Consider the following 19,236-nt stretch of genomic DNA (forward strand, 5'->3'; position numbering starts at 1 on the left):
AGCGGGTAGGCGAAGCCGCCGGCGGTGGTGGCGGTGGTGCGCCAGCCCATCACCCGGTCGCGGTCGCTGCCCCGGTAGAGGGCGAGCAGGGCGGCGGTGGAGCAGGTGAAGACGGCGGCGGCGCCCACGCCGAGCAGCAGCCGGGTGGCCAGCAGGGCGGGGTAGGTGTCGGTGAGCATGCCGGCGCCTCCGCCGGCGCCGTACAGGACCAGGCCGGCGGCGAGTGGCAGGCGGGGGCCGAGCCGGTCGGTGAGGCGGCCGGCGAGCGGGCTGGTCAGGGCGATGGCCAGGCTGTGGGTGGTGAGCACCAGGCCGGCCTGGGCGCCGCTCAGTTCCAGGCTCTTGCGGATGACCTCGATGACCGGGGCGATGGTCATGCCGCCCATCACCCCGAGGGTGGAGGCCAGCAGCAGCACGGTGAGCGCCGGGCGGCCGGGCCGGGTGCCACCTGCGGCGGTGCCGGTCTTGTGTTGCGGCGGGGTCTGGTCAACTGAGGGGTTCATCCGGTTACTTCCTCTCCTCCGGTATGCGGCGCGGTGAGCTGATGGGTGAGGAGGGTCGGGAGGGCAGACCCCCGGCCGCTAAATTACGGTATCCAGTACCGATTAGTCATCAGTTCCGTATGGAATCGGATACCGATCAGCAGGTGTCCGTTAGCCTGTGCCGGTGGACAGCGGGCACCCGGAACCGGAAGGCAGCGGCCTGAGCCTGCGGGAGCGCAAGAAGCAGCGCACCCGCCGGCTTCTCGCGGACACCGCGCTGCGGCTGTTCGGCGAACGCGGCTTCGACCGGGTGACGCTGGAGGAACTGACCGCCCATGCCGAGGTCGGCCGCACCACCTTCTTCCGCTACTACGCGAGCAAGGAGGATGTGGCGATGGCCGCCGAGGGCGAGCTGTGGGACGCCTATGTGGCCCGCTTCGCCCGGCACACCGGTCCCGGGCCGGCGCTCACGGCGCTGCGGGCCTGTCTGACGCAGACCATCCTGGCCATGCCCGCCGGCTGGGACCGCCGCTTTGTCGCCTCCCGCCGGCTGGCCGCGGGCACCCCGGTGCTGCACCACCACAGCCTGGTCTCCTCCATGCGGACCGCGCAGCGGCTCATCGAGGTGCTGGAGCGGCGCCTGGACACCGACAGCCGTGAAGACGTCCGGCTGCGGCTGCTGGGCGAACTGGCACTGGGCGCTTGGCGCTGCGGGGCACGCAACTGGGTCGCCGGCCGCGGCGAGCACGAGACCCCGGTGGCCGCCCGCCGCCCCGGCCACGGCGGACCGGCCCTGCTCGCCCGCCGGGTGGAGGAGTCCTTCGACGCCATCCCCGCCGCCCTGGCCCTGGATCTGCCCTGAGCCGCAGGGCCGCCCGCTGCTCGACGGGTTGTGAATCTACCCTGACGTGAGGGTAGGTTTTGTTTGTCGGTGAGGATGCCGGACGGGCGAGTGACGGGACGGTGGCCATGGCCGGGCGGCTGATGAGGATCGGCGAGGCGGCACGGCTGGCGGGGCTGTCGGTGCGGACCGTGCGCCATTACGAGGACGTCGGTGTGGTGGTCCCCGCGTCGCGCAGGCCGGGCGGGTTCCGGCTGTATGCGCAGGCCGATGTGCGGCGGCTTTCCCTGGCCCGCCGGATGCGGCTGCTGGGTTTCGGCCTACGGGACATTCGCGCCCTGCTGGCCGTCCTGGACGGTCTGCCGCCCGAGCAGCATGGTGTGGAAACCGCCGCGCCGGCGGCGGAGCAGACACGCGAGGAACTGGTGGACATGTTGCGTTCGTACTGGGTGGCGGCCGATGCGCGCTGCGAGGAGTTGCGGCGGGAGCTGGCTGCGGCCGAGCAGGTGGCCCGTTCCCTGCACATCGCCTTGGCCCGCGCGGTCGCGGGTCCGGGTGCCGCTGTGCCGGGCACGGTCGCGGAAGGCGCCGCCCGGTGAGCGGGCAGGGGCCGGGGACGGCGGCCGGGGAGGCGGCCCGGCGGCGGACCTTCGCGGTGATCTCGCATCCGGACGCGGGCAAGTCCACCCTGACCGAGGCGCTGGCCCTGCACGCCCGTGCCATCACCGAGGCGGGTGCGGTGCACGGCAAGGCCGGGCGGCGCGGGGTGTCCTCGGACTGGATGGAGATGGAGCGCGCCCGGGGCATCTCGGTCACCTCCGCGGTGCTCCAGTTCGACTACCGCGGCCGGGTGCTCAATCTGCTGGACACTCCGGGCCACGCGGACTTCTCCGAGGACACCTACCGGGTGCTGGCGGCGGTGGACTGCGCGGTGATGCTGATCGACGCCGCCAAGGGCCTGGAGGAGCAGACCCGCAAGCTGTTCGACGTCTGCCGGCACCGCGGCATCCCGGTGATCACCTTCATCAACAAGTGGGACCGGCCCGGCCGCGAGGCGCTGGAGCTGCTGGATGAGATCGAGCGCGAGTTCGGTCTGCGGCCCACCCCCGTGACCTGGCCAGTTGGGATCGCCGGATACCTGCGCGGGCTGGTCGATGTGCGCGAGCCGGATGCGATGCTGCGCTACGCCCGCACCCCGGGCGGCGCGCAGCAGGCCGTCGAGGAGCGGGTCGATGCCGAGCGGGCGGCCTTCGAGGAGGGCGCGGACTGGGCGCAGGCGGCCGAGGAGCTGGAGCTGCTGGCGGCCGACGGCGCGGTGCACGACCAGGACGGTTTCCTGGGCGGGGCCTCGACCCCGGTGTTCTTCGGCGCCGCCCTGCCCAACATCGGGGTGCGGCTGCTGCTGGACGCCATCGTGGACCTGGCCCCGGCGCCCGCGCCACGGGAACTGGCCGGCGGCGGGCGGCGCCCGCTGGAGGAGGAGTTCTCCGGCCTGGTCTTCAAGGTGCAGGCCAACATGGACCCCGCACACCGCGACCGGATCGCCTTCCTGCGCGTGTGCTCGGGAGTTTTCCGGCGTGGCATGACCGTCACCCGCGCCGCCTCGGGGCGGCCGTTCGCCACCAAGTACGCGCACAGCGTCTTCGGCCAGGACCGCTCCATGGTGGACACCGCCTACCCGGGCGATGTGGTCGGCCTGGTCAACGCCACCGCCCTGCGGGTCGGTGACACCTTGCACGCCGGGCCGCCGGCCGCGTTCCCGCCGCTGCCCACCTTCGCACCCGAGCACTTCGCCATCGCCCGGCCGAAGGACATCGGCAGGTCCAAGCAGTTCCGCCGCGGCATCGACCAGCTCGACGAGGAAGGCGTGGTGCAGGTCCTGGTCTCCGACGCCCGGGGCGAGCAGGCCCCGGTGCTGGCCGCGGTCGGGCCCATGCAGTTCGACGTCGTCGCCCACCGCATGGCCGGCGAGTTCGCCGCCCCCATCACCCTGGAGACGCTGCCCTACCGCCTCGCCCGCGCCACCGATGCCACCGGGGGAGAGCAGCTCAACCGCTCCCGCCTGGTGCGCGGCGAAGCCCTGGTCCGCCGCCGCGACAAGCAGGTGCTGGCCCTCTTCCCCGACACCTGGCAGGCCGCCTCCTTCGAGCGAGCCTTCCCCGACAGCCCCCTGGAACCACTCCTCGCCGCCCACCAGTAGCCCGCGTTACCCTGACGCGACGGAAGAGGCCGACCGCGTTCCCGGACCGCGGCGGGACAGAGCACAGGAGAGCCATGGCATCGGCGCTGCGCTGTCCCTCCTGCGACGAGCAGGAGGATCTGACCGGCACCCCGCGCGGGGAGGACATCCTCGTCACCTGCGGCGTCTGCGGTGCGCAGTGGCTACGCGGCGGCCTTCGCTGTGCCACCTGCGGGCGGGCCGATCTCGTCGAGCGGCCCCAGGCCATGACCCGCTACTCGCGCGGCACTCAGCTGTCCATCATCGGCTGGCGGCAGCTGCCGCTGTGCCCGCACTGCGACGCCCAGGCGCTCCAGGCGTCCCTGGAGGGCAACCAGCCGGTGCCCGCCTCCTACGTCGCCGCCGCCCTCCACCCCGGACAAGACACCCGCCCGGCCGCTGCCCGGCCGCCGCAGTGGAAACCCGAACCTGCTCTGCCGCCGGTTTCTCCGCCCCCGCCGACCGCCGCACCACCGTCGGCATCCGACCGCAAGGCGCCCCCGCGCACCCGCCGCTCCCTCCCGCCGCAACCCAAGGCCGACCCGGCCACGGTGCCGACCGTCCGCCAGGCCATCCAGGCGTTCCTCACCCAGGCATCAGGAGATGTCGATCACACCGCGATGCTGCTGCTGGGCACCCACCTCGGCTCCGCCGCCCGGCTGTCGGTCCTGGACGAGGCGGACGCCGCGCAGAACCTGGCGGCCTGGTTCGCCCGCGTCTGGCAGGACCGGGACGCCCAGGCCGCACAGCGCTCCCGGGAGACCCTGTGCCGGGCCGCCGACTTCTGGGGAGCACACGGCTGGCTTACCTCCGACCCCGCCGCACGCTTGCGCCACTGATCCCCGACGGCCGGCAAGAACCGGGGGGCGACCCCTGGCGGGACCACCCCCCGCGGCTGCACCAGTCCACGGCGCTACCGCTCACACCCTATCCCCGCGTAAGACACTGCCCGTTCAGTGACGGTCGGCCTGGCCGTGATCCCCTTGTGCTGCGGCTGCCGCGCCGGCCCTGCGCCTCCGGCAACTCTCCACTTGCGTTAGAGTGGCAGGCGCTTGCCGACAGGATCGGCCTGCTTCCGGCAGCCGTTCCCGGGCGGCCCTCCGCAAACCCTCCGTGTGCTGCCCGGGAACGGCCGCACCACCCCCGCCCCCGCCACTGGACCTGAACCGAGGAAAGGCATGACGAACGACGCCACCACCGCGCCCGAGGTCACCCGCATGGAAATCGCCGACCACCTGGCCGGCGCCTTCCCCCAGGACGGCGGACTGGACCGCGACGCCCTGCTGGCCGCCGCGGCCTGCGCCCGGCCCGAGGTCCTGACCATCCTGCGCACCCTGCCCGAGCAGCGCCGCTACACCACCCTGCGCCAGCTCTGGGAAGACCTGCCCCACATCCCGGTCGAACACTGACCCGCGCCGGCCGGACACCCTTAGAGAGCCCACAGCGATGACCCAGTTCCGAATCGACCTGAAGGACGGCAGCAACACCGTCGTCGAAGCCGACCTCGCCGCGCACACCCGTGCCGGAGAGATCGTTTTCGAGACCGGGACCACCGACACCGACTGGACGCGCCTGGCCCGCTACCGTGCCGAGGACGTCACCGCCGTCTACCGCCGCGGCCCCGCCACCGACGGCACCCCCGCCTGGACCCGCCAGCCCACGGCCGGCCCCTGGTGGTGCTACTGACCGCGTCAGCACTCCCGGCCGACGCCTGGGCCCTTCATCAGCGCGGCACCCGACCTCGCCGGGCCCCGGCCCAGGTCAGGTGGTGTGCAGGCGGCGGAGGAGGGTGGCGGCGAAGTCCTCGGCGGCCAGCAGGCGGGCGCGCAGCGTTTCGCAGCGGGCCTCGGTGATCTTGTGGTAGGCGTCCAGGCGTTCGTGCAGCCGTTCCCATTCACCGGCGTCCAGGCTTGCGTCGTCGGCGGTGAGGCGGTCGAGAAGCTGGAGGAGTTCGCGCATCTCCTCCAGGGAGAAGTCCAGCGGCTTCATGCGCCGTACCACCATCAGCCGTTCGATGTCGGCCTCGGTGTAGAGGCGGAAGCCGCCCTTGCTGCGGGCGGAGGGTGTCACCAGGCCGACGCTTTCGTAGTGGCGGATGGTCCGCAGCGACAGACCGGTCCGCTCGGCGACTTCACCGATCTGCATCCGCCGCTGCTTGCTCGTCACGCCTTGGGTCCTCTCGTCTCTGTCATGCCGCATGTCTGTGGCGCCCCTGGTGGCGGTGGCGGCCCGGTGAGATCAATCACAGGCTCTGCTCCCGGTTTTACCTGTGCTTCACAGCTCTGTCGCCGATCTCTCCCCCTTGGTGAGGGTAGAGTGATCGGCGGACATCCTGTTCCGGCCTGGTGCCGGTGGCGGTGTCCCGTCACCCGGGGCGGCCCACCCTATGCCGCCGGGTGGCGCCCGACAGCTTGCGGGCAATGATGCCCGACCGGCGGCCGGTGGCCGCCGACTCTTCCCGGTTCTCCCAGCGGGTCCGCGTCGATGCGGGTTCCCGCGAATCCCGGATTTTTCTCCACACCGCTCCCTGCGGGGAGCGGACGCACGCCTGCGCGCGGCCGGTTGCCGCCGTGCGCCCGAACGGAAACGGACGTATGTCCTCTGCGCTGCCTCCGGCTGCCAAGCCGCGCCTGTCCCTGCGTTACCGTCCCTCGTTCCTGGCCTCGCCGAAGGTGCTGCGCACCGAGGTGCTGGCGGGCCTGGTGGTCGCGCTGGCGCTGATCCCCGAGGCGATCTCGTTCTCGATCATCGCCGGGGTCGACCCGTCCGTGGGGCTGTTCGCGTCCTTCACCATGGCGGTGGTGATCTCGGTCGTCGGCGGGCGCTCGGCGATGATCTCCGCCGCCACCGGGGCGATGGCCCTGGTCATCGCGCCGCTGAACCACAACTACGGCCTGGGCCACCTGATCGGCGCGGTGATCCTGGGCGGGCTGATGCAGATCGCGCTGGGCGCGGTCGGGGTGGCCCGGCTGATGCGGTTCGTGCCGCGCAGCGTGATGGTCGGCTTCGTCAACGCCCTGGCGATTCTGATCTTCCTGGCCCAGGTGCCGGAGCTGACCGATGTGCCCTGGCCGGTCTATCCGCTGGTGGTGGCCGGCCTGGCCATGATGATTTTCTTCCCGAGGCTGACGAAGGCCGTTCCGGCCCCGCTGGTGTCCATCGTCATCCTGACGGTGATCACCGTCGCCGCAGGGATCGCCGTGCCCACCGTCGGCGACAAGGGCGAACTGCCCTCTGCCCTGCCGGTCCCCGGCCTGCCGGACATGCCCTTCACCCTGGAGGCGCTGACGACGATCGCGCCTTACGCCTTCGCCTTCGCGCTGGTGGGGCTGATGGAATCGCTGATGACGGCCAAGCTGGTGGACGACATCACCGACACCCACTCGAACAAGACCCGCGAATCCATCGGCCAGGGCATCGCCAACATCGTCACCGGCTTCTTCGGCGGCATGGGCGGCTGCGCCATGATCGGCCAGACCATGATCAACGTGAAGACCGCCGGGGCCCGCACCCGCGCCTCGACCTTCCTGGCCGGGGTCTTCCTGATGGTGCTGTGCATCACCTTCGGACCCGTGGTCTCCGACATCCCGATGGCCGCCCTGGTCGCGGTGATGATCCTGGTCTCCTTCGCCACCTTCGACTGGCACTCCATCGCCCCCAAGACCCTGCGCCGCCTGCCGATCGGCGAGACCGTGGTCATGACGGTCACCGTCGCCGTGGTGGTGGCCACCCACAACCTCGCCATCGGCGTCATCGCCGGGGTGATCACCGCGATGGTGGTCTTCGCCCGCCAGGTCGCCCACCTCGCCCAGGTCACCGGCGTGGTCGACCCCGACGGCAGCCAGGTGGTCTACGCGGTCACCGGGGAGCTGTTCTTCGCCTCCTCCAACGATCTCGTCTACCAGTTCGACTACGCGAACGACCCCGACGAGGTCGTGATCGACCTCTCCGACGCCCACATCTGGGACGCCTCCTCCGTCGCCGCCCTGGACGCCATCGAGACCAAATACGCGGCGCGGGGCAAGAAGGTGACCATCATCGGCCTCAACAAACCCAGCGCGGAGATGCACAAGAAGCTGGCGGGCCAGCTCACCGGCACCCACTGAACCGGGGAACGGCCGGCCGTCACCGCACGAAGCGGCGCCGCCCGCGGGGACGCGGGCGGGGGCCGCTCAGGGGTGCAGCAGGTGCAGGCGGCCCGGCTGGGATTCCATGTGCAGGCCCTCGCGGACATCGCGGGCGGGGAGGCCGTCGACGTCCAGGCGGCAGGCTCCCCAGGTGCCGTCCAGGGACAGTGCGCGGACCCGGCGTACACCGAAGGCGGGGCCGTCCACCTGAAGCAGGTCGTCGTTGTCGGTCAGGCGGATCCGCAGTGGCTGGTCTCCCGGGAGGGTGATCTTCTCCTCGTCCAGGAGGAGGTTCGCTGCCCTGTCCGCGGCGGGTTGCAGGGGAATCACCGCCGCCTCGCGTACGCCGAGTTCGGACTGGCCCTGCGCGAGGCGGGCGGCGATGACGGGCCGGCGGTATGCGCGCAGGGTGTCCTGTTCCGGGTGGCCGTGCTGTCCGGGGTGTCCGATCAGCAGGGGCAGCCGCCACAGTGCCGCGGCCCGCATGGCCTCCTCCGGCCCGGGTCCCCCGGTGTGGACGAGCAGGTCGGCTTCGGGACGGTCCGGGCCGTGCTGTCCGGACGCGTGCTGTGCCCTCCGCGGCACGGGGGTGACGTCCGTGCTGCGCACCCCGTGGGCGGCCAGAAACCGGCGCAGCGTACGGGCCCGGTCGCGGTCGGCGCGGCTCCAGCCGCGCACCACTCCCACCACCGGCGGGGTGTCCGAGGAGGGCAGTGTCCGGGCCAGCCGCACCGCGGCGGTGTGCAGGCGTTCCTGGCTGTGCTGGGCAGGAGCGGGCTCGGTTGCGGACCAGGTGCGCATGCAGGGCTCCCGTGCTGTGGCGAGGAAGAGAAAGAATGTGAGGCGGCCGACCGGTGCCCGATCCGCAGGCAGGCAGGCAGGCAGGCCGGGCGGGCGGTGGGCCCGCGAGCCCCGGCCGGGGGAAACGGGGGCCCGCGGGCGGCGGCCGGCACGCTGCGGGGAGGCTGGCCGTCCCGCTCGGGGCGAGCGGGCAGGATGCACGCGGAGCCCCGGCCGCACATCTCTAACCTAGCGGGAGAGTAGCCCCGCTGTGAAGCAGCCACTGCCGGGAACACCTCACGGGTTCGACTCATCCGTTGCGGCAGGGTCTGGAGCGGTATCGGTGCCGGTCGGCCGGGCCGGAAGCCCGGTGCCGCCGTCTGTTGCGCAGCCTTCCGCCCGGGTCTGGCGGCGCCCGTGTGCTGGTGGCCGGCGAGGCCTCGCCTGGCCGGGGAGTCGAAGGGGGAGACTCCGCGCGGGGGGCCCGGGTGCGGGAACCGCCCGAGCCGCTGCCCCGCCGCCGCGTCTCCCGGGGCGGCGCGGGAGAGATGACCGTGCGCTCCTGCCCGGACCGCCGCGGGCCTGTGGGGCGACTCTGCCGTTGGGGTAGGTTTACGGGCGGTGGTACGCGCCGATCCGGCGCTCTCGCGGGCCCCGCGCCCCGGCCGGGCTGTTCTCCTGCCGGCGGCGGTGCCGCGGTCCGCCGCCCCCGGGCCGCACCGTGGCGGCCGGGGTCCGTCACTGCACCCGCACCTGCAGGAGTCTGTCAGTCATGCGTATCGGTGTCCTTACCTCCGGCGGCGACTGTCCGGGTCTCAACGCCGTCATCCGCTCCATGGTGCACCGCGCCGTCGCCGGCCACGGTGACGAGGTGATCGGTTTCCGGGACGGCTGGAGGGGTCTGCTGGACGGCGACCACCTCAAGCTCGACCTCGACGCGGTCAGCGGCATCCTCGCCCGTGGCGGCACCATCCTCGGAGCCTCCCGGGTCCGGCCCGACCGGCTGCCGGACGGGGCGGAGCGGGTCGGGAGCCGCCTGGCCGAGCACGGCCTCGACGCGGTCGTCGCCATCGGCGGGGAGGGCACCCTCACCGCGGCCCGGCTGATGGCCGACCGCGGTCTGCCGCTGATCGGGGTGCCCAAGACCATCGACAACGACATCGCGCTCACCGATGTCACCTTCGGCTTCGACACCGCCGTCAGCGTCGCCACCCAGGCCCTGGACCGGCTCAAGACCACCGCCGAATCCCATCAGCGCATCCTGATCGTGGAGGTCATGGGCCGACGCACCGGCTGGATCGCCCTGCACTGCGGCATGGCGGCCGGCGCCCACGCCGTCATCGTCCCCGAACGCCCCTTCGATATCGAGGAGCTGACCGCGAAGGTCCGCGACCGCTTCACGGCCGGTAAGCGCTTCGCGATCGTCGTGGCCGCCGAAGGGGCCACACCCGCCCCCGGCACGATCGACTTCGACGAGGGCGGCACCGACGTCCACGGCCATCCCCGGTTCGCCGGCATCGCCCGCCAGCTCGCCCGGGAACTGGAACGCCGCCTGGACAAGGAAGCCCGGCCGGTCGTCCTCGGACACCTCCAGCGCGGCGGCACCCCCACCGCATACGACCGCATCCTCGCCACCCGCTTCGGCCGGCACGCCGTCGAAGCCGCCCACCGCCGCGACTTCGGCACCATGACCGCCCTGCGCGGCACGCAGATCATCACGGTGCCCCTCGCGGATGCCGTCCCCGCCCGGAAAACCGTCCCGGCCGCCCGCTGCGCCGAAGCCGCCTGCGTGCTCTGAGGCCCGGCGCCCCGTCCTCCCGGGGTCGTGGCCGGGGCCAGGACCGGCGGGGACCGCCTCGGCCAATGGCGCGCACGACCCACCGCATACTCTTACGTTGCGTTAAGGTTGGAGTCCGCGCTGGTGGTGCTTTGGAGTCATCCGCGCCCAGCCTGCCGGTCAGGAGCCCTGAGATGACACACCACCCCGGTGCACCGCTCAAGAACCCTCGTGCTCCCCGGCCCGGGGCCGACGCGGCGCACAGCCGGCTGCTCACGGCCGCCGCCCGGCTTGCCGAGACCGGGGCCGCACACCGGCTCGTGGTGGGCATCCTGCGCGGGGCGGGCGCCCGGGACCGCGAACAGACGCATGCCCTGCGCGGCCATCTCGCCGCACACGGCATCACCAGCCGGGATCTCGGACCGCTCCCGCCGGAGCCGGACCACCGCGGCACGCAGCCCTTCCCGCGGCCCCGGGTCCACCTGCTGCTGCACGACGGGGACTTCCGCCCGCTGCAGGCGCTGCGCCTGGCCGCCCAGTGGCAGCTGCCGCTGCTCAGCCCTTACCTCCCGCCCGGCGAGGAGGAGACCGGCACGGTCTTCCGGGCACGGCGCCGCGCCGTCATGGCCGCGTGGCGGCCCGGCGAGGCCCGGGACATCGCCGTGCACCGCCTGACCGTCTACCCGGTCCTTCCCGGGGCCGGCCGTCTGAGCCTCGACCTCGACGGCGAGCCACTCCTGCCGCCCGCCGGAGCGGCGGCCCACCTCACCCTCACCCCGGACGGCCGTCTCGCCCTGCGTCTGGGCGACGATCCACGGCACCGGACCGCCGACCGCATCGTGTGCCGGGCCGGCAGCGCGGACTTCCGTCTCGACCTGGACGGCACCCACACCACCCGCCTGACGGGCCCGCTGCGGGTCGAGGCGCTGCCCGGGCGCCTGCATCTCATCACGCCATGACCCGCACCGGCTCCACCGCCTGGTGACGGCCTGGCATCGCGAGCACCGTCCCCGGCTCCGACGGCCGAGTGCGTCAGTTCCCCCACCGCCGCGGTCACCGCACTGGTCCCCCTCGCACCGCGTCGGGCCGCCCGCCGGCCGTGCGTCCTGCGGCGAGCCCGGTGCCCCCTCGGCCGGAAGTCGTAGTGCGGCCCGGCCGGCCCCTCCGATCGTCGGTGCCGAAGCTCGGCACGCGGGGCGATGGCGCCGCACCCGCCGCTGCCTAGCCTCGGCAGCAGCCGCGCCCGGTGCAGGAGCGCCGGACCGTGAGCGGCACGGGAGCGGCGGGCACGAGGGAGGAGACCACGGTGATCGAAGCAGTCGCCCTGACCAAGGAGTACCGGGGCCTGCGGGCGGTGGACGGGCTGAGCTTCACGGTGAAGGCGGGGCAGGTGACCGGGTTCCTGGGGCCGAACGGGGCCGGGAAGACCACCACCATGCGGATGATCATGGGGTTGCAGCGTCCCACTGCCGGCACGGTCACCGTCTGCTGACAGCGGTACGAGGAGCTGCCCGCTCCGCTGCACCAGGTGGGTGCGCTGCTGGACGCCTCGGCGTTCCACCGCCGCAGAAGGGCCTGGCACCATCTGCTGTGCCTGGCGCAGAGCAACGGCATCGGACGGCGCCGGGTGGAGCAGGTTCTTCAGCAGGTCGGCCTCGGGGATGCGGCCCGTCGGCGCGCCGGTACCTTCTCGCTGGGCATGGCGCAGCGACTGGGCATCGCCGCCGCGCTGCTGGGCGATCCGGCCGTGCTGCTGTTCGACGAGCCGGTCAACGGGCTCGACCCCGAAGGCGTGCGCTGGATCCGGGACCTGATGCGCACGCTGGCCGCCGAGGGGCGCACGGTCCTGGTCTCCAGTCACCTGCTCCATGAGATGGCGCTGACGGCCGACCACCTGATCGTCATCGGCCGCGGCAGGCTCCTGGCCGACACCCCCACAAGGGAGTTTCTGCAGCGTGGCGGCCGGCGCGCGGTGCTGGTCCGTCTCGCCCACGGGCCGGACCCCGCCTTCGCCGCCCGCCTGACCGGGGCAGGCGGCCAGGTCGGCACCTGCCCGGACGGAGCCTTGCGGGTCTGCGGACTGGACAGTGCCCGCATCGGGGCCCTCGCCGCGAGCGGCGGTGTCGCCCTCGCCGAGCTCACCCCGCAGACCGGCACACTGGAGGAGGTCTTCATGGAGACCACCCGCGAACACCTGGAGTACGCCACCGGGGAGGGGGCCGCCCGATGAGTGCGCAGACCATCGCACCTCCGCGTGCCCTGTTCACCCACGCGCTGCGCGCGGAGTGGACAAAGCTCCGCACTCTGCCCTCCACCCGGTGGTCACTGCTCGCCTTCGCCGTGATCGGGGTGACGCTCTCCCTGCTGATCAGCATCGGCAATGCCGTTGCCTACCCGGAGATGTCCGCCGCCGAGCAGGCCGGGTTCTCTCCGCTGAGCATGTCCCTGTTCGGTCTGATTTTCGCCCAGCTCGCCCTGGCCGTGCTCGGTATCTCGGTGGTGACCGGCGAGTACGCCAGCGGGATGATCGCCCCCAGTCTCGCTGCGGTGCCCCGCCGCAGTCGGCTGCTTGCAGCCAAGACAGTGGCGTTCACCGGTGTCGGCCTGCTGGCCGGAACCCTGACCGGGACCGGCATGTTCCTGGCCGGCCAGGCCGTGTTCGCCCGGCAGAACATGCCCCACCTGGCCCCCGGTAGCTGGAACGATCCCGGGGTGGTGCGGGCGGTCGCCGGGGTGGGCCTGTACTGCGCGGCACTGGGGCTGCTGGCCCTGGCCATCGGCACCCTGACCCGTCACACCGCCGGCGCCGTCGGCATCATGGTGGCGATCATCGTGCTGGTGCCCTCCCTGGGCGGCGCACTGCCCGAGGCCTGGGCACAGACCTTCGACCGGTACTGGCCCACCAACGCCGGGCTCCAGCTCGTCCTGCACAGCCAGGACGGACTGGCCCCCTGGACCGGGTTCGCGGTGCTGTGCGCCTTCACCACCGCCGTGCTGGCCGCGGCGTTCGCCGCGTTCCGGCGCCGGGACATCTGATATGACCGGCCCTGTTCTCGTGGCCCTCATGCCGTGGCCCCGCCGCACCGCCCCGGGACGGCCCGCCGGGGCGGTACGGTCCCCGGCGGACCGGCAGCGGCGGGTGGACCGGGCCGTGGCCGCCGCGACCTGGCCCCTTACCGTCCTGCTCACGCTCACCCGGGGCTGGGTGGAGGAGCACGAGGGAAGCTGGGTCCGCAGCCAGGCGCCCAGCCTGGCCTTCCGGCACCTTCCCGGCCCTGCCGGGGAGGGACCCGGCGCATTGACCACGCTGCTCGGCCACTGGCCCCTGGCGCTGACCGTGCTGTTCTGCGTACCGGGGCTGACCGCCTGGGCCGCGCTGGACCGGCGTAACCGGCCCGAATGGCTGCTGGCGCTGGCGGTGCTGTGGCTGCTGCTGTTCGGCAACATCGCCCCCGTCGCGATCGCCCTCTACAGCTACGCCGCCTGGTTCACCGACCGCCGCCGGCTCGCCGCCTGGTCGGCCGCCGCGGCGGCGGCCTTCGCCGCTGGCCTGGGGAACCCCGCCGCCGTGGGCTGGTCCACCCCGGCGGTGTATCTGGTCGCCCTCCTCACCCCCGTCAGCCTGGGCCTGTGGGCCGGTACCCGCCGCCGGCTCGTGGCCACCCTCCGGGAACGTGCCGAACATCTGGAGCGCGAGCAGCGGCTGCTGGCCGAACGCGCCACGGCCGCCGAACGCACCCGGATCGCCCGGGAAATGCACGACGTGGTCGCCCACCGGGTCAGCCTGATGGTGCTCCAGGCCGGCGGCCTGGAGCTCTCCACCGGTGACCCGGCCGCTGCCGCCTGCGCCGAACGCATCCGCCTCACCGGCCGCGAGGCGCTCGGCGAACTGCGCGGCGTCCTGGGAGCGCTCCACGACGCAGCGGACACCGGCGCCCCCACCGCGCCCCCGCCGGTCCTGGCCGACCTCGACCACCTGATCCAGGAATGGCGCACCGCCGGGATGACCGTCCACTACGCCGCCACCGGCACCCCCCGGCCGCTGGCCGCAGCGGTGGAACGCGCCGCCTACCGGGTGGCACAGGAAGCCCTCACCAACGCCGACAAACACGCCCCCGGTCACCCCCTCCGCCTGACCCTCCACCACGGCCCGCGGCAGCTCACCGTCACAGCTGTCAACCCCGCACCTCCCGCCGGCACCGGGGCCCGGACCGGCGGCTACGGCCTGACCGGACTGCGCGAACGCATCACCCTGCTGGGCGGCGCGTTCACCGCCGGGCCGCATCCGCCCGGCATGTGGCGCCTGCATGCCGCCCTGCCGGCCGGTGAACCGCCCGGACAGGAGCCCCACCGGTGAACATGCTGATCGCCGACGACGAACAGCTCGTCCGTCACGGCCTGCGGATGATCCTGGACGCCGCCGACGACATCGAGGTGATCGGCGAGGCCGGCGACGGAGACGAACCCTCGCCCTGGCCCGGGAACTGGCCCCCGACGTGGTCCTGCTGGACATCCGCATGCCCGGCACCGACGAACTGACCGCGGCCACGCGCCTGGCCGCCCTGCCCCGGCCACCCGCCGTCCTCATCCTGACCACCTTCGACCTGGACACCTACGTCCACCAGGCCCTGCGCGCCGGCGCAACGGGTTTCCTGCTCAAGGACACCCCGCCCCGCGACCTGATCAACGCCGTCCGCGCCCTCCACCAGGGCGATGCCCTGCTGGCACCGCGCGTGACCAGACGCCTGCTGGAGAAATACGCCACCGCGGCGCCCGGGACACCGCCACTGCCGCCCGCCGCCTCGACCCCCTGAGCGAACGCGAACGCGCCGTACTGCTGGCCGTGGTCCGCGGGATGTCCAACGCCGAGGCCGGCCGCGCCCTCGGCATGCGCGAGGCCACCGTCAAGGCACACGTCAGCAGCATCCTCGCCGAACTCGGCCTGGCCAACCGCGTCCGGGCCGCCATCCTCGCCCACGACGCGGGCTGGCTCTGAACCGGTAACGGCGCCGGCCGGACACCGGCAGCCCGGGACACAGCCCGAGGCCGGCACCGGGTGCTGCGCACGAACCGACCAACCAGCGAACCAGCGGACGGCTCCGGCCCGCCGGTGAACGAGCCGCCCCTCCCCGGCGTTGACCGGGAACGCGAAGCGGCCCAGGATGAGACCGGAATGGAAAACCAGGACAACATCCACGCCCGGCTGACCGCATTCGGCAGCCAACTGATCGACGTCCACCGCCGGCTCCGCAGCGAACTCACACGCATCAGCGACGAGATGGACGACTTCCTCGACGGCGGCGCCCGGCCGCCCGCTGATCTGCAAGCCCACTGCCTGGCCTTCTGCTCGGCACTGGAACGCCACCACACCAGCGAGGAACACGACGCCTTTCCCGCGCTGGCCGGGCAGCACCCCGGGCTGGCCGCCGTGCTGGACAAGCTGCGCGAGGACCACCGGCTGGTCTCCGGCATCCTGCGGCGGCTGGAGCACCTGATCAAGGACCTGACGCCCCGGGCCCGCAACAACCCCCGCGAGGCCCGGCGGCTGCGCGGGGAACTCGACGGCCAGACGGCCATCCTGGAATCCCACTTCCGGTTCGAGGAGCGCACCCTCACCGACGCGCTCAACACCCTGCGCGCCCCGGAGTGGGAAGCCACACCACCCGCCTTCCTGCACATCCGCCCGCCCGCCCCGCCGGACACCGGGCCGCACACACCCTGACCCCGACCCTGACCGGGCACCGAGAACACCAGGCACCCGGCACCCGCCCGGCCGCCGGGCAGGGGGAGCAGGGACGCCGGCACGGGAGGTCGCGGCTCTCCCGCCGGCCCACCGCACTACCGCACCCGTTGCAGCCAGCCGCCCGGGTGGCAGGTGAGGCCGTAGCGTTCCAGGTCCCGGCGCTGCCGGAATGCGGCCCCCTGCGCACTGGCGAGCCAGTCGCGCACGGCGGGCTGCACCCCGCCGGGCATGCCCGGCGGGCGGAGTCCGGGCACGTCCACGATGCCGTCCTCGGCGATGAAGAAGCCGCCGAGGGGCACCAGCGGGGCGAAGTGCCGCAGCGCCGCGAGGGTGGTGTCGTAGGTGTGGAGGGTGTCCTCCACGACCAGGCACCGCGCGCCGGCCGGCAGCGCGGCGGCGACGCGGCGGGCGGTGTCCGGGGCGGTGATGTCGCCCTCCAGCAGGGTGATCTCCCGCCCGTATCCGGGGTCGGCCGCCGGCAGGGCGGCGCGGGCCTTGTCCTGCCGCACATCCACCGAGACCACCCGCACCTCCGCCGGGACACGCCCGTACCCGGCGAGAGCACGCAGCCGGTCGCGGAACCACAGGGCGGCCCCGCCGAAGTGGGTGCCGAGCTCCACCACGGCCTGGCTGCGGGAGAGCCACATCAGGTGCTCCATCAGCCGCAGATCCTCGGGGAACTTCTTGATCCGCACCCCGGCGTACACATCCCGCAGGTGCTGGCGCTCGCGCGCGTGCCAGTACGTGACCAGTGGCTGCTCCAGCTCCGCCTCGACACGGGGCGGCAACTGCTCGTCCTCTCCGGTGTCCATGCCCGGTGTTCTCCCTCCCTCCGGTGACAGGCACCGGGCGGGCACCGGGCGCGAGAGCGAACGGCGTGGTCGCCACGGGTGTCCGGGCCGCGACGCGGGCCCGGGCCCTCGGTTCCCGTGCGCTCCCCGGCCGGAGGCTGCGTCCGCCCGGCGGCGGCCACTGTTCTACCCTGACGTGGCGGTAGAGTCGAGCAGAAACCCGAACCGGAGATGGCCTTGGCGGACGTGCAGATCCGAGATGAAGAACAAGAACGCCGGTACCTGGCCGAGACGGTGCGGCTGCTGACGCAGGAGCTGGAGCGTCTGGCCGCCTCCATCGACGACTCCGCGCGAACCATCCAGGAGCAGAAGGAGCACATGTGGGAGCACTGGCGTGACATGGACGGTGCCGAGAAGGCCAACTTCCGCACCGCGGTCAACATGTCCGTCACGCTCGGCGAGCACGCGGTGGCGACACGCGAGCGCATCGAGCGGCTTCTGCAGTCCCCCTACTTCGGGCGCGTCGACTTCCACAGGAACGGCGATGGCGGGGCCAGGGCCTACTACATCGGCGTGCACGACTTCTCCGACCCCGGGACGCAGGACATCCTGATCCACGACTGGCGGGCCCCCGTCTCCAGCCTCTACTACGACTTCGAGACCGGAGAAGCGCACTTCCAGACCCCCACGGGCACCGCCCATGGTGACATCACGGGAAAACGCCAGTACAAGATCCGGGACGGGTGCCTGGAGTACATGTTCGAAAGCGCGCTCAACATCGGTGACGACATCCTGCAGCGGGAACTCAGCCGGTCCGCCGACGACAAGATGAAGAACATCGTGGCGACCATCCAGCGCGAGCAGAACGCCGTGATCCGCAACGAAACGGCGCGGGTGCTGATCCTGCAGGGTGTGGCCGGCTCCGGGAAGACCTCGATCGCCCTGCACCGGGTGGCATTCCTGCTCTACCGCTTCAAGGACACCCTCTCCTCCGACAACATCATGATCCTCTCGCCCAACAAGGTCTTCGGCGACTACATCGCCAACGTGCTTCCCGAACTGGGCGAGGAGCAGATCGCGGAGATCGACTTCGACACCATCGCCGGCCGATTCCTCGCCAAGGTCACCGAGTACGAGACATTCAGCGAACAGGTGACCGGTCTTCTCGACCGCGTCGATCCGGCGGCGGCCGAACGCATGCGCCACAAGTCGACACCCGAATTCGTCACCAGCCTCGACGAGTGGATCACCTCGCGCGCCGACGCGGAATTCACCCCCGCGCAGATCGAACAGAAGAACAAGCGGCTCTCGGCCGAGCGGGTCGCCGGCCTCTTCGACGAATCACGGGCCTTCCCCGTCTTCACCCGGCTCGACCACCTGGCCAACAGCGCCGTCCACCTGCTCAAGAGCGAAGCCCTGGACCACGGCGGCAGGTGGACGGCCGCCGACACCAACAGCGTCCGCCGGCAAGTGCGCGCCATGTTCCCCTACAAGGACGCGTTCGCCCTGTACAAGGCGTACTACAACGAGCCCGACCGCCGCGGTCTGTTCAAGCCACTGGGCCGGAAGAAGATCGAGTACGCCGACGTCTTCCCGCTGATCTACACCATGATCAGCACAGCACGGCAGGAGAGCTACAGCCATATCCGCCACCTCGTCGTCGACGAAATGCAGGACTACACACCCATCCAGTACGCGGTCCTGCGCAGACTCTTCTCCTGCAAAATGACGATCCTGGGAGACTCCAGTCAGTCCGTCAACCCGTTCAGCTCCTCATCGCTGTCCACCATTCACAGCATCTTCCCCGAAGCCGACTGCCTGGAGCTGTGCAAGAGCTACCGCTCCACCACCGAGATCACCGACTTCGCCCAGCGCATCTCCAGAAACCACAAGCTCGTCCCCATCGAACGCCACGGCCGGCCGCCACAGATCATCGCCTGCGCGGACCAACGGGACGAGGAACAGCAGATCCTCACCCTCATCAAGGAGCACCAGCACGGCGAGCACCGGTCCCTCGGCATCGTCTGCAAGACCGTCGCCCACGCGAAAACCCTCCACCGCGCCCTGTCGGACGCCGGCGTCGAGCTGACCTTCCTCGACTACGACAGCACGGCGTTCACCGGCGGTATCGTCATCACCTCCGCCCACATCTCCAAAGGGCTGGAGTTCGACTCCGTCATCGTCCCCCACGCGGACGACACCAATTACTCTGGCGAAATCGACAAATGCATGCTCTACATCGCCTGCACCAGAGCCATGCACGAACTCCACCTCACCCACTTCGGACCCGTATCACGCTTCCTCGAATTCGCCGGAGAGCCCCAGAGCCGCATCGCCGCGCGGTGAAGCCCACGAATCACGGGGAGAACCACGAGCCACCGGTCAGGCGCACCCCGGCCGGGCGGGCGACGGCAGTCCGGCCTCGGCCGCACAACGACTCCCACCGAGCGAAGACGAAACCGGCGGTGGCGGTGGAT

General features: G+C 72.1%; 20 protein-coding genes and 1 pseudogene. 17 read left to right on the forward strand and 4 right to left on the reverse strand.

Annotation, left to right across the window (positions count from 1 at the left end):
- On the reverse strand, window positions 1–503 hold a 503-nt coding region (locus tag GQS09_RS07520; protein ID WP_165985210.1), incomplete at its 3' end, for an MFS transporter.
- Window positions 504–666: 163 nt separating this feature from the next.
- On the opposite strand from GQS09_RS07520, the gene GQS09_RS07525 reads away from it, so the two are divergent.
- From GQS09_RS07525 to GQS09_RS07550, 6 genes are all read left to right on the forward strand, one after another.
- A complete protein-coding gene (locus GQS09_RS07525; RefSeq protein WP_313896033.1) occupies window positions 667–1,344 on the forward strand; it encodes a TetR family transcriptional regulator in 678 nt (225 codons plus the stop codon).
- Window positions 1,345–1,451: 107 nt separating this feature from the next.
- Window positions 1,452–1,922, forward strand: a complete 471-nt coding sequence (locus tag GQS09_RS07530; protein WP_165985211.1) for a MerR family transcriptional regulator — start codon at window positions 1,452–1,454, stop codon at window positions 1,920–1,922.
- A complete protein-coding gene (locus GQS09_RS07535) occupies window positions 1,919–3,523 on the forward strand; it encodes a peptide chain release factor 3 (RefSeq protein ID WP_165985212.1) in 1,605 nt (534 codons plus the stop codon). Before GQS09_RS07530 ends, GQS09_RS07535 begins: the two co-directional genes overlap by 4 nt.
- Before the next feature lie 74 nt (window positions 3,524–3,597).
- A complete protein-coding gene (locus GQS09_RS07540) occupies window positions 3,598–4,380 on the forward strand; it encodes a hypothetical protein (protein WP_165985213.1) in 783 nt (260 codons plus the stop codon).
- 339 nt (window positions 4,381–4,719) lie between these two features.
- Window positions 4,720–4,950, forward strand: coding sequence for a hypothetical protein (locus GQS09_RS07545; protein ID WP_165985214.1), 231 nt, complete (start codon window positions 4,720–4,722; stop codon window positions 4,948–4,950).
- Between the two features lie 37 nt (window positions 4,951–4,987).
- Entirely contained in the window at window positions 4,988–5,227 is a 240-nt protein-coding gene (locus GQS09_RS07550; protein ID WP_165985215.1) for a hypothetical protein, read from the forward strand.
- Between the two features lie 75 nt (window positions 5,228–5,302).
- Here the strand turns inward: GQS09_RS07550 and GQS09_RS07555 are convergent, their stop codons facing one another.
- Window positions 5,303–5,740, reverse strand: a complete 438-nt coding sequence (locus tag GQS09_RS07555; RefSeq protein ID WP_165985216.1) for a MerR family transcriptional regulator — start codon at window positions 5,738–5,740, stop codon at window positions 5,303–5,305.
- A gap of 395 nt (window positions 5,741–6,135) precedes the next feature.
- Here GQS09_RS07555 and GQS09_RS07560 point away from each other — a divergent pair, with 395 nt between their 5' ends.
- The gene (locus GQS09_RS07560; RefSeq protein ID WP_165985217.1) at window positions 6,136–7,647 is read left to right on the forward strand and encodes a SulP family inorganic anion transporter; all 1,512 of its coding nucleotides are present in this window, start codon (window positions 6,136–6,138) and stop codon (window positions 7,645–7,647) included.
- Window positions 7,648–7,713: 66 nt separating this feature from the next.
- Here the strand turns inward: GQS09_RS07560 and GQS09_RS07565 are convergent, their stop codons facing one another.
- Window positions 7,714–8,469 (reverse strand): hypothetical protein, encoded by a 756-nt coding sequence (locus GQS09_RS07565; RefSeq protein ID WP_165985218.1) that lies wholly within the window; start codon window positions 8,467–8,469, stop codon window positions 7,714–7,716.
- A 751-nt stretch (window positions 8,470–9,220) separates the two neighbouring features.
- Here GQS09_RS07565 and GQS09_RS07570 point away from each other — a divergent pair.
- From GQS09_RS07570 to GQS09_RS07600, 9 genes and pseudogenes are all read left to right on the forward strand, one after another.
- Complete coding sequence (locus tag GQS09_RS07570; RefSeq protein ID WP_165985219.1) at window positions 9,221–10,246, forward strand: 6-phosphofructokinase; 1,026 nt, start codon at window positions 9,221–9,223, stop codon at window positions 10,244–10,246.
- Between the two features lie 173 nt (window positions 10,247–10,419).
- Entirely contained in the window at window positions 10,420–11,184 is a 765-nt protein-coding gene (locus tag GQS09_RS07575; protein ID WP_165985220.1) for a hypothetical protein, read from the forward strand.
- Window positions 11,185–11,531: 347 nt separating this feature from the next.
- Window positions 11,532–12,455: pseudogene (locus GQS09_RS07580) on the forward strand (ABC transporter ATP-binding protein).
- The gene (locus GQS09_RS07585) at window positions 12,452–13,261 is read left to right on the forward strand and encodes an ABC transporter permease (RefSeq protein WP_165985221.1); all 810 of its coding nucleotides are present in this window, start codon (window positions 12,452–12,454) and stop codon (window positions 13,259–13,261) included. Before GQS09_RS07580 ends, GQS09_RS07585 begins: the two are co-directional and overlap by 4 nt.
- A gap of 28 nt (window positions 13,262–13,289) precedes the next feature.
- Window positions 13,290–14,582, forward strand: coding sequence for a sensor histidine kinase (locus GQS09_RS07590; protein ID WP_165985222.1), 1,293 nt, complete (start codon window positions 13,290–13,292; stop codon window positions 14,580–14,582).
- Complete coding sequence (locus tag GQS09_RS30605; RefSeq protein ID WP_313896034.1) at window positions 14,579–14,764, forward strand: hypothetical protein; 186 nt, start codon at window positions 14,579–14,581, stop codon at window positions 14,762–14,764. Before GQS09_RS07590 ends, GQS09_RS30605 begins: the two co-directional genes overlap by 4 nt.
- Complete coding sequence (locus GQS09_RS30610; RefSeq protein ID WP_313896035.1) at window positions 14,743–15,039, forward strand: response regulator; 297 nt, start codon at window positions 14,743–14,745, stop codon at window positions 15,037–15,039. Before GQS09_RS30605 ends, GQS09_RS30610 begins: the two co-directional genes overlap by 22 nt.
- A 41-nt stretch (window positions 15,040–15,080) precedes the next feature.
- The gene (locus GQS09_RS30615) at window positions 15,081–15,221 is read left to right on the forward strand and encodes a LuxR C-terminal-related transcriptional regulator (protein ID WP_313896036.1); all 141 of its coding nucleotides are present in this window, start codon (window positions 15,081–15,083) and stop codon (window positions 15,219–15,221) included.
- 177 nt (window positions 15,222–15,398) lie between these two features.
- Window positions 15,399–15,947: a hemerythrin domain-containing protein gene (locus GQS09_RS07600; RefSeq protein ID WP_165985223.1), complete on the forward strand. Its 549-nt coding sequence runs from the start codon at window positions 15,399–15,401 to the stop codon at window positions 15,945–15,947.
- A 116-nt stretch (window positions 15,948–16,063) separates the two neighbouring features.
- Here GQS09_RS07600 and GQS09_RS07605 read toward each other — a convergent pair whose 3' ends face one another.
- Window positions 16,064–16,780 (reverse strand): CmcI family methyltransferase, encoded by a 717-nt coding sequence (locus GQS09_RS07605; RefSeq protein ID WP_165985224.1) that lies wholly within the window; start codon window positions 16,778–16,780, stop codon window positions 16,064–16,066.
- 225 nt (window positions 16,781–17,005) lie between these two features.
- Between GQS09_RS07605 and GQS09_RS07610 the strand changes: the two genes are divergently transcribed.
- Window positions 17,006–19,105: a UvrD-helicase domain-containing protein gene (locus GQS09_RS07610; RefSeq protein WP_207957559.1), complete on the forward strand. Its 2,100-nt coding sequence runs from the start codon at window positions 17,006–17,008 to the stop codon at window positions 19,103–19,105.
- The last annotated feature ends 131 nt before the right edge of the window (window positions 19,106–19,236 follow it).

The sequence above is a fragment of the Streptomyces sp. YIM 98790 genome (assembly GCF_011421595.1).
In the GTDB taxonomy this organism is placed as follows: domain Bacteria; phylum Actinomycetota; class Actinomycetes; order Streptomycetales; family Streptomycetaceae; genus Streptomyces.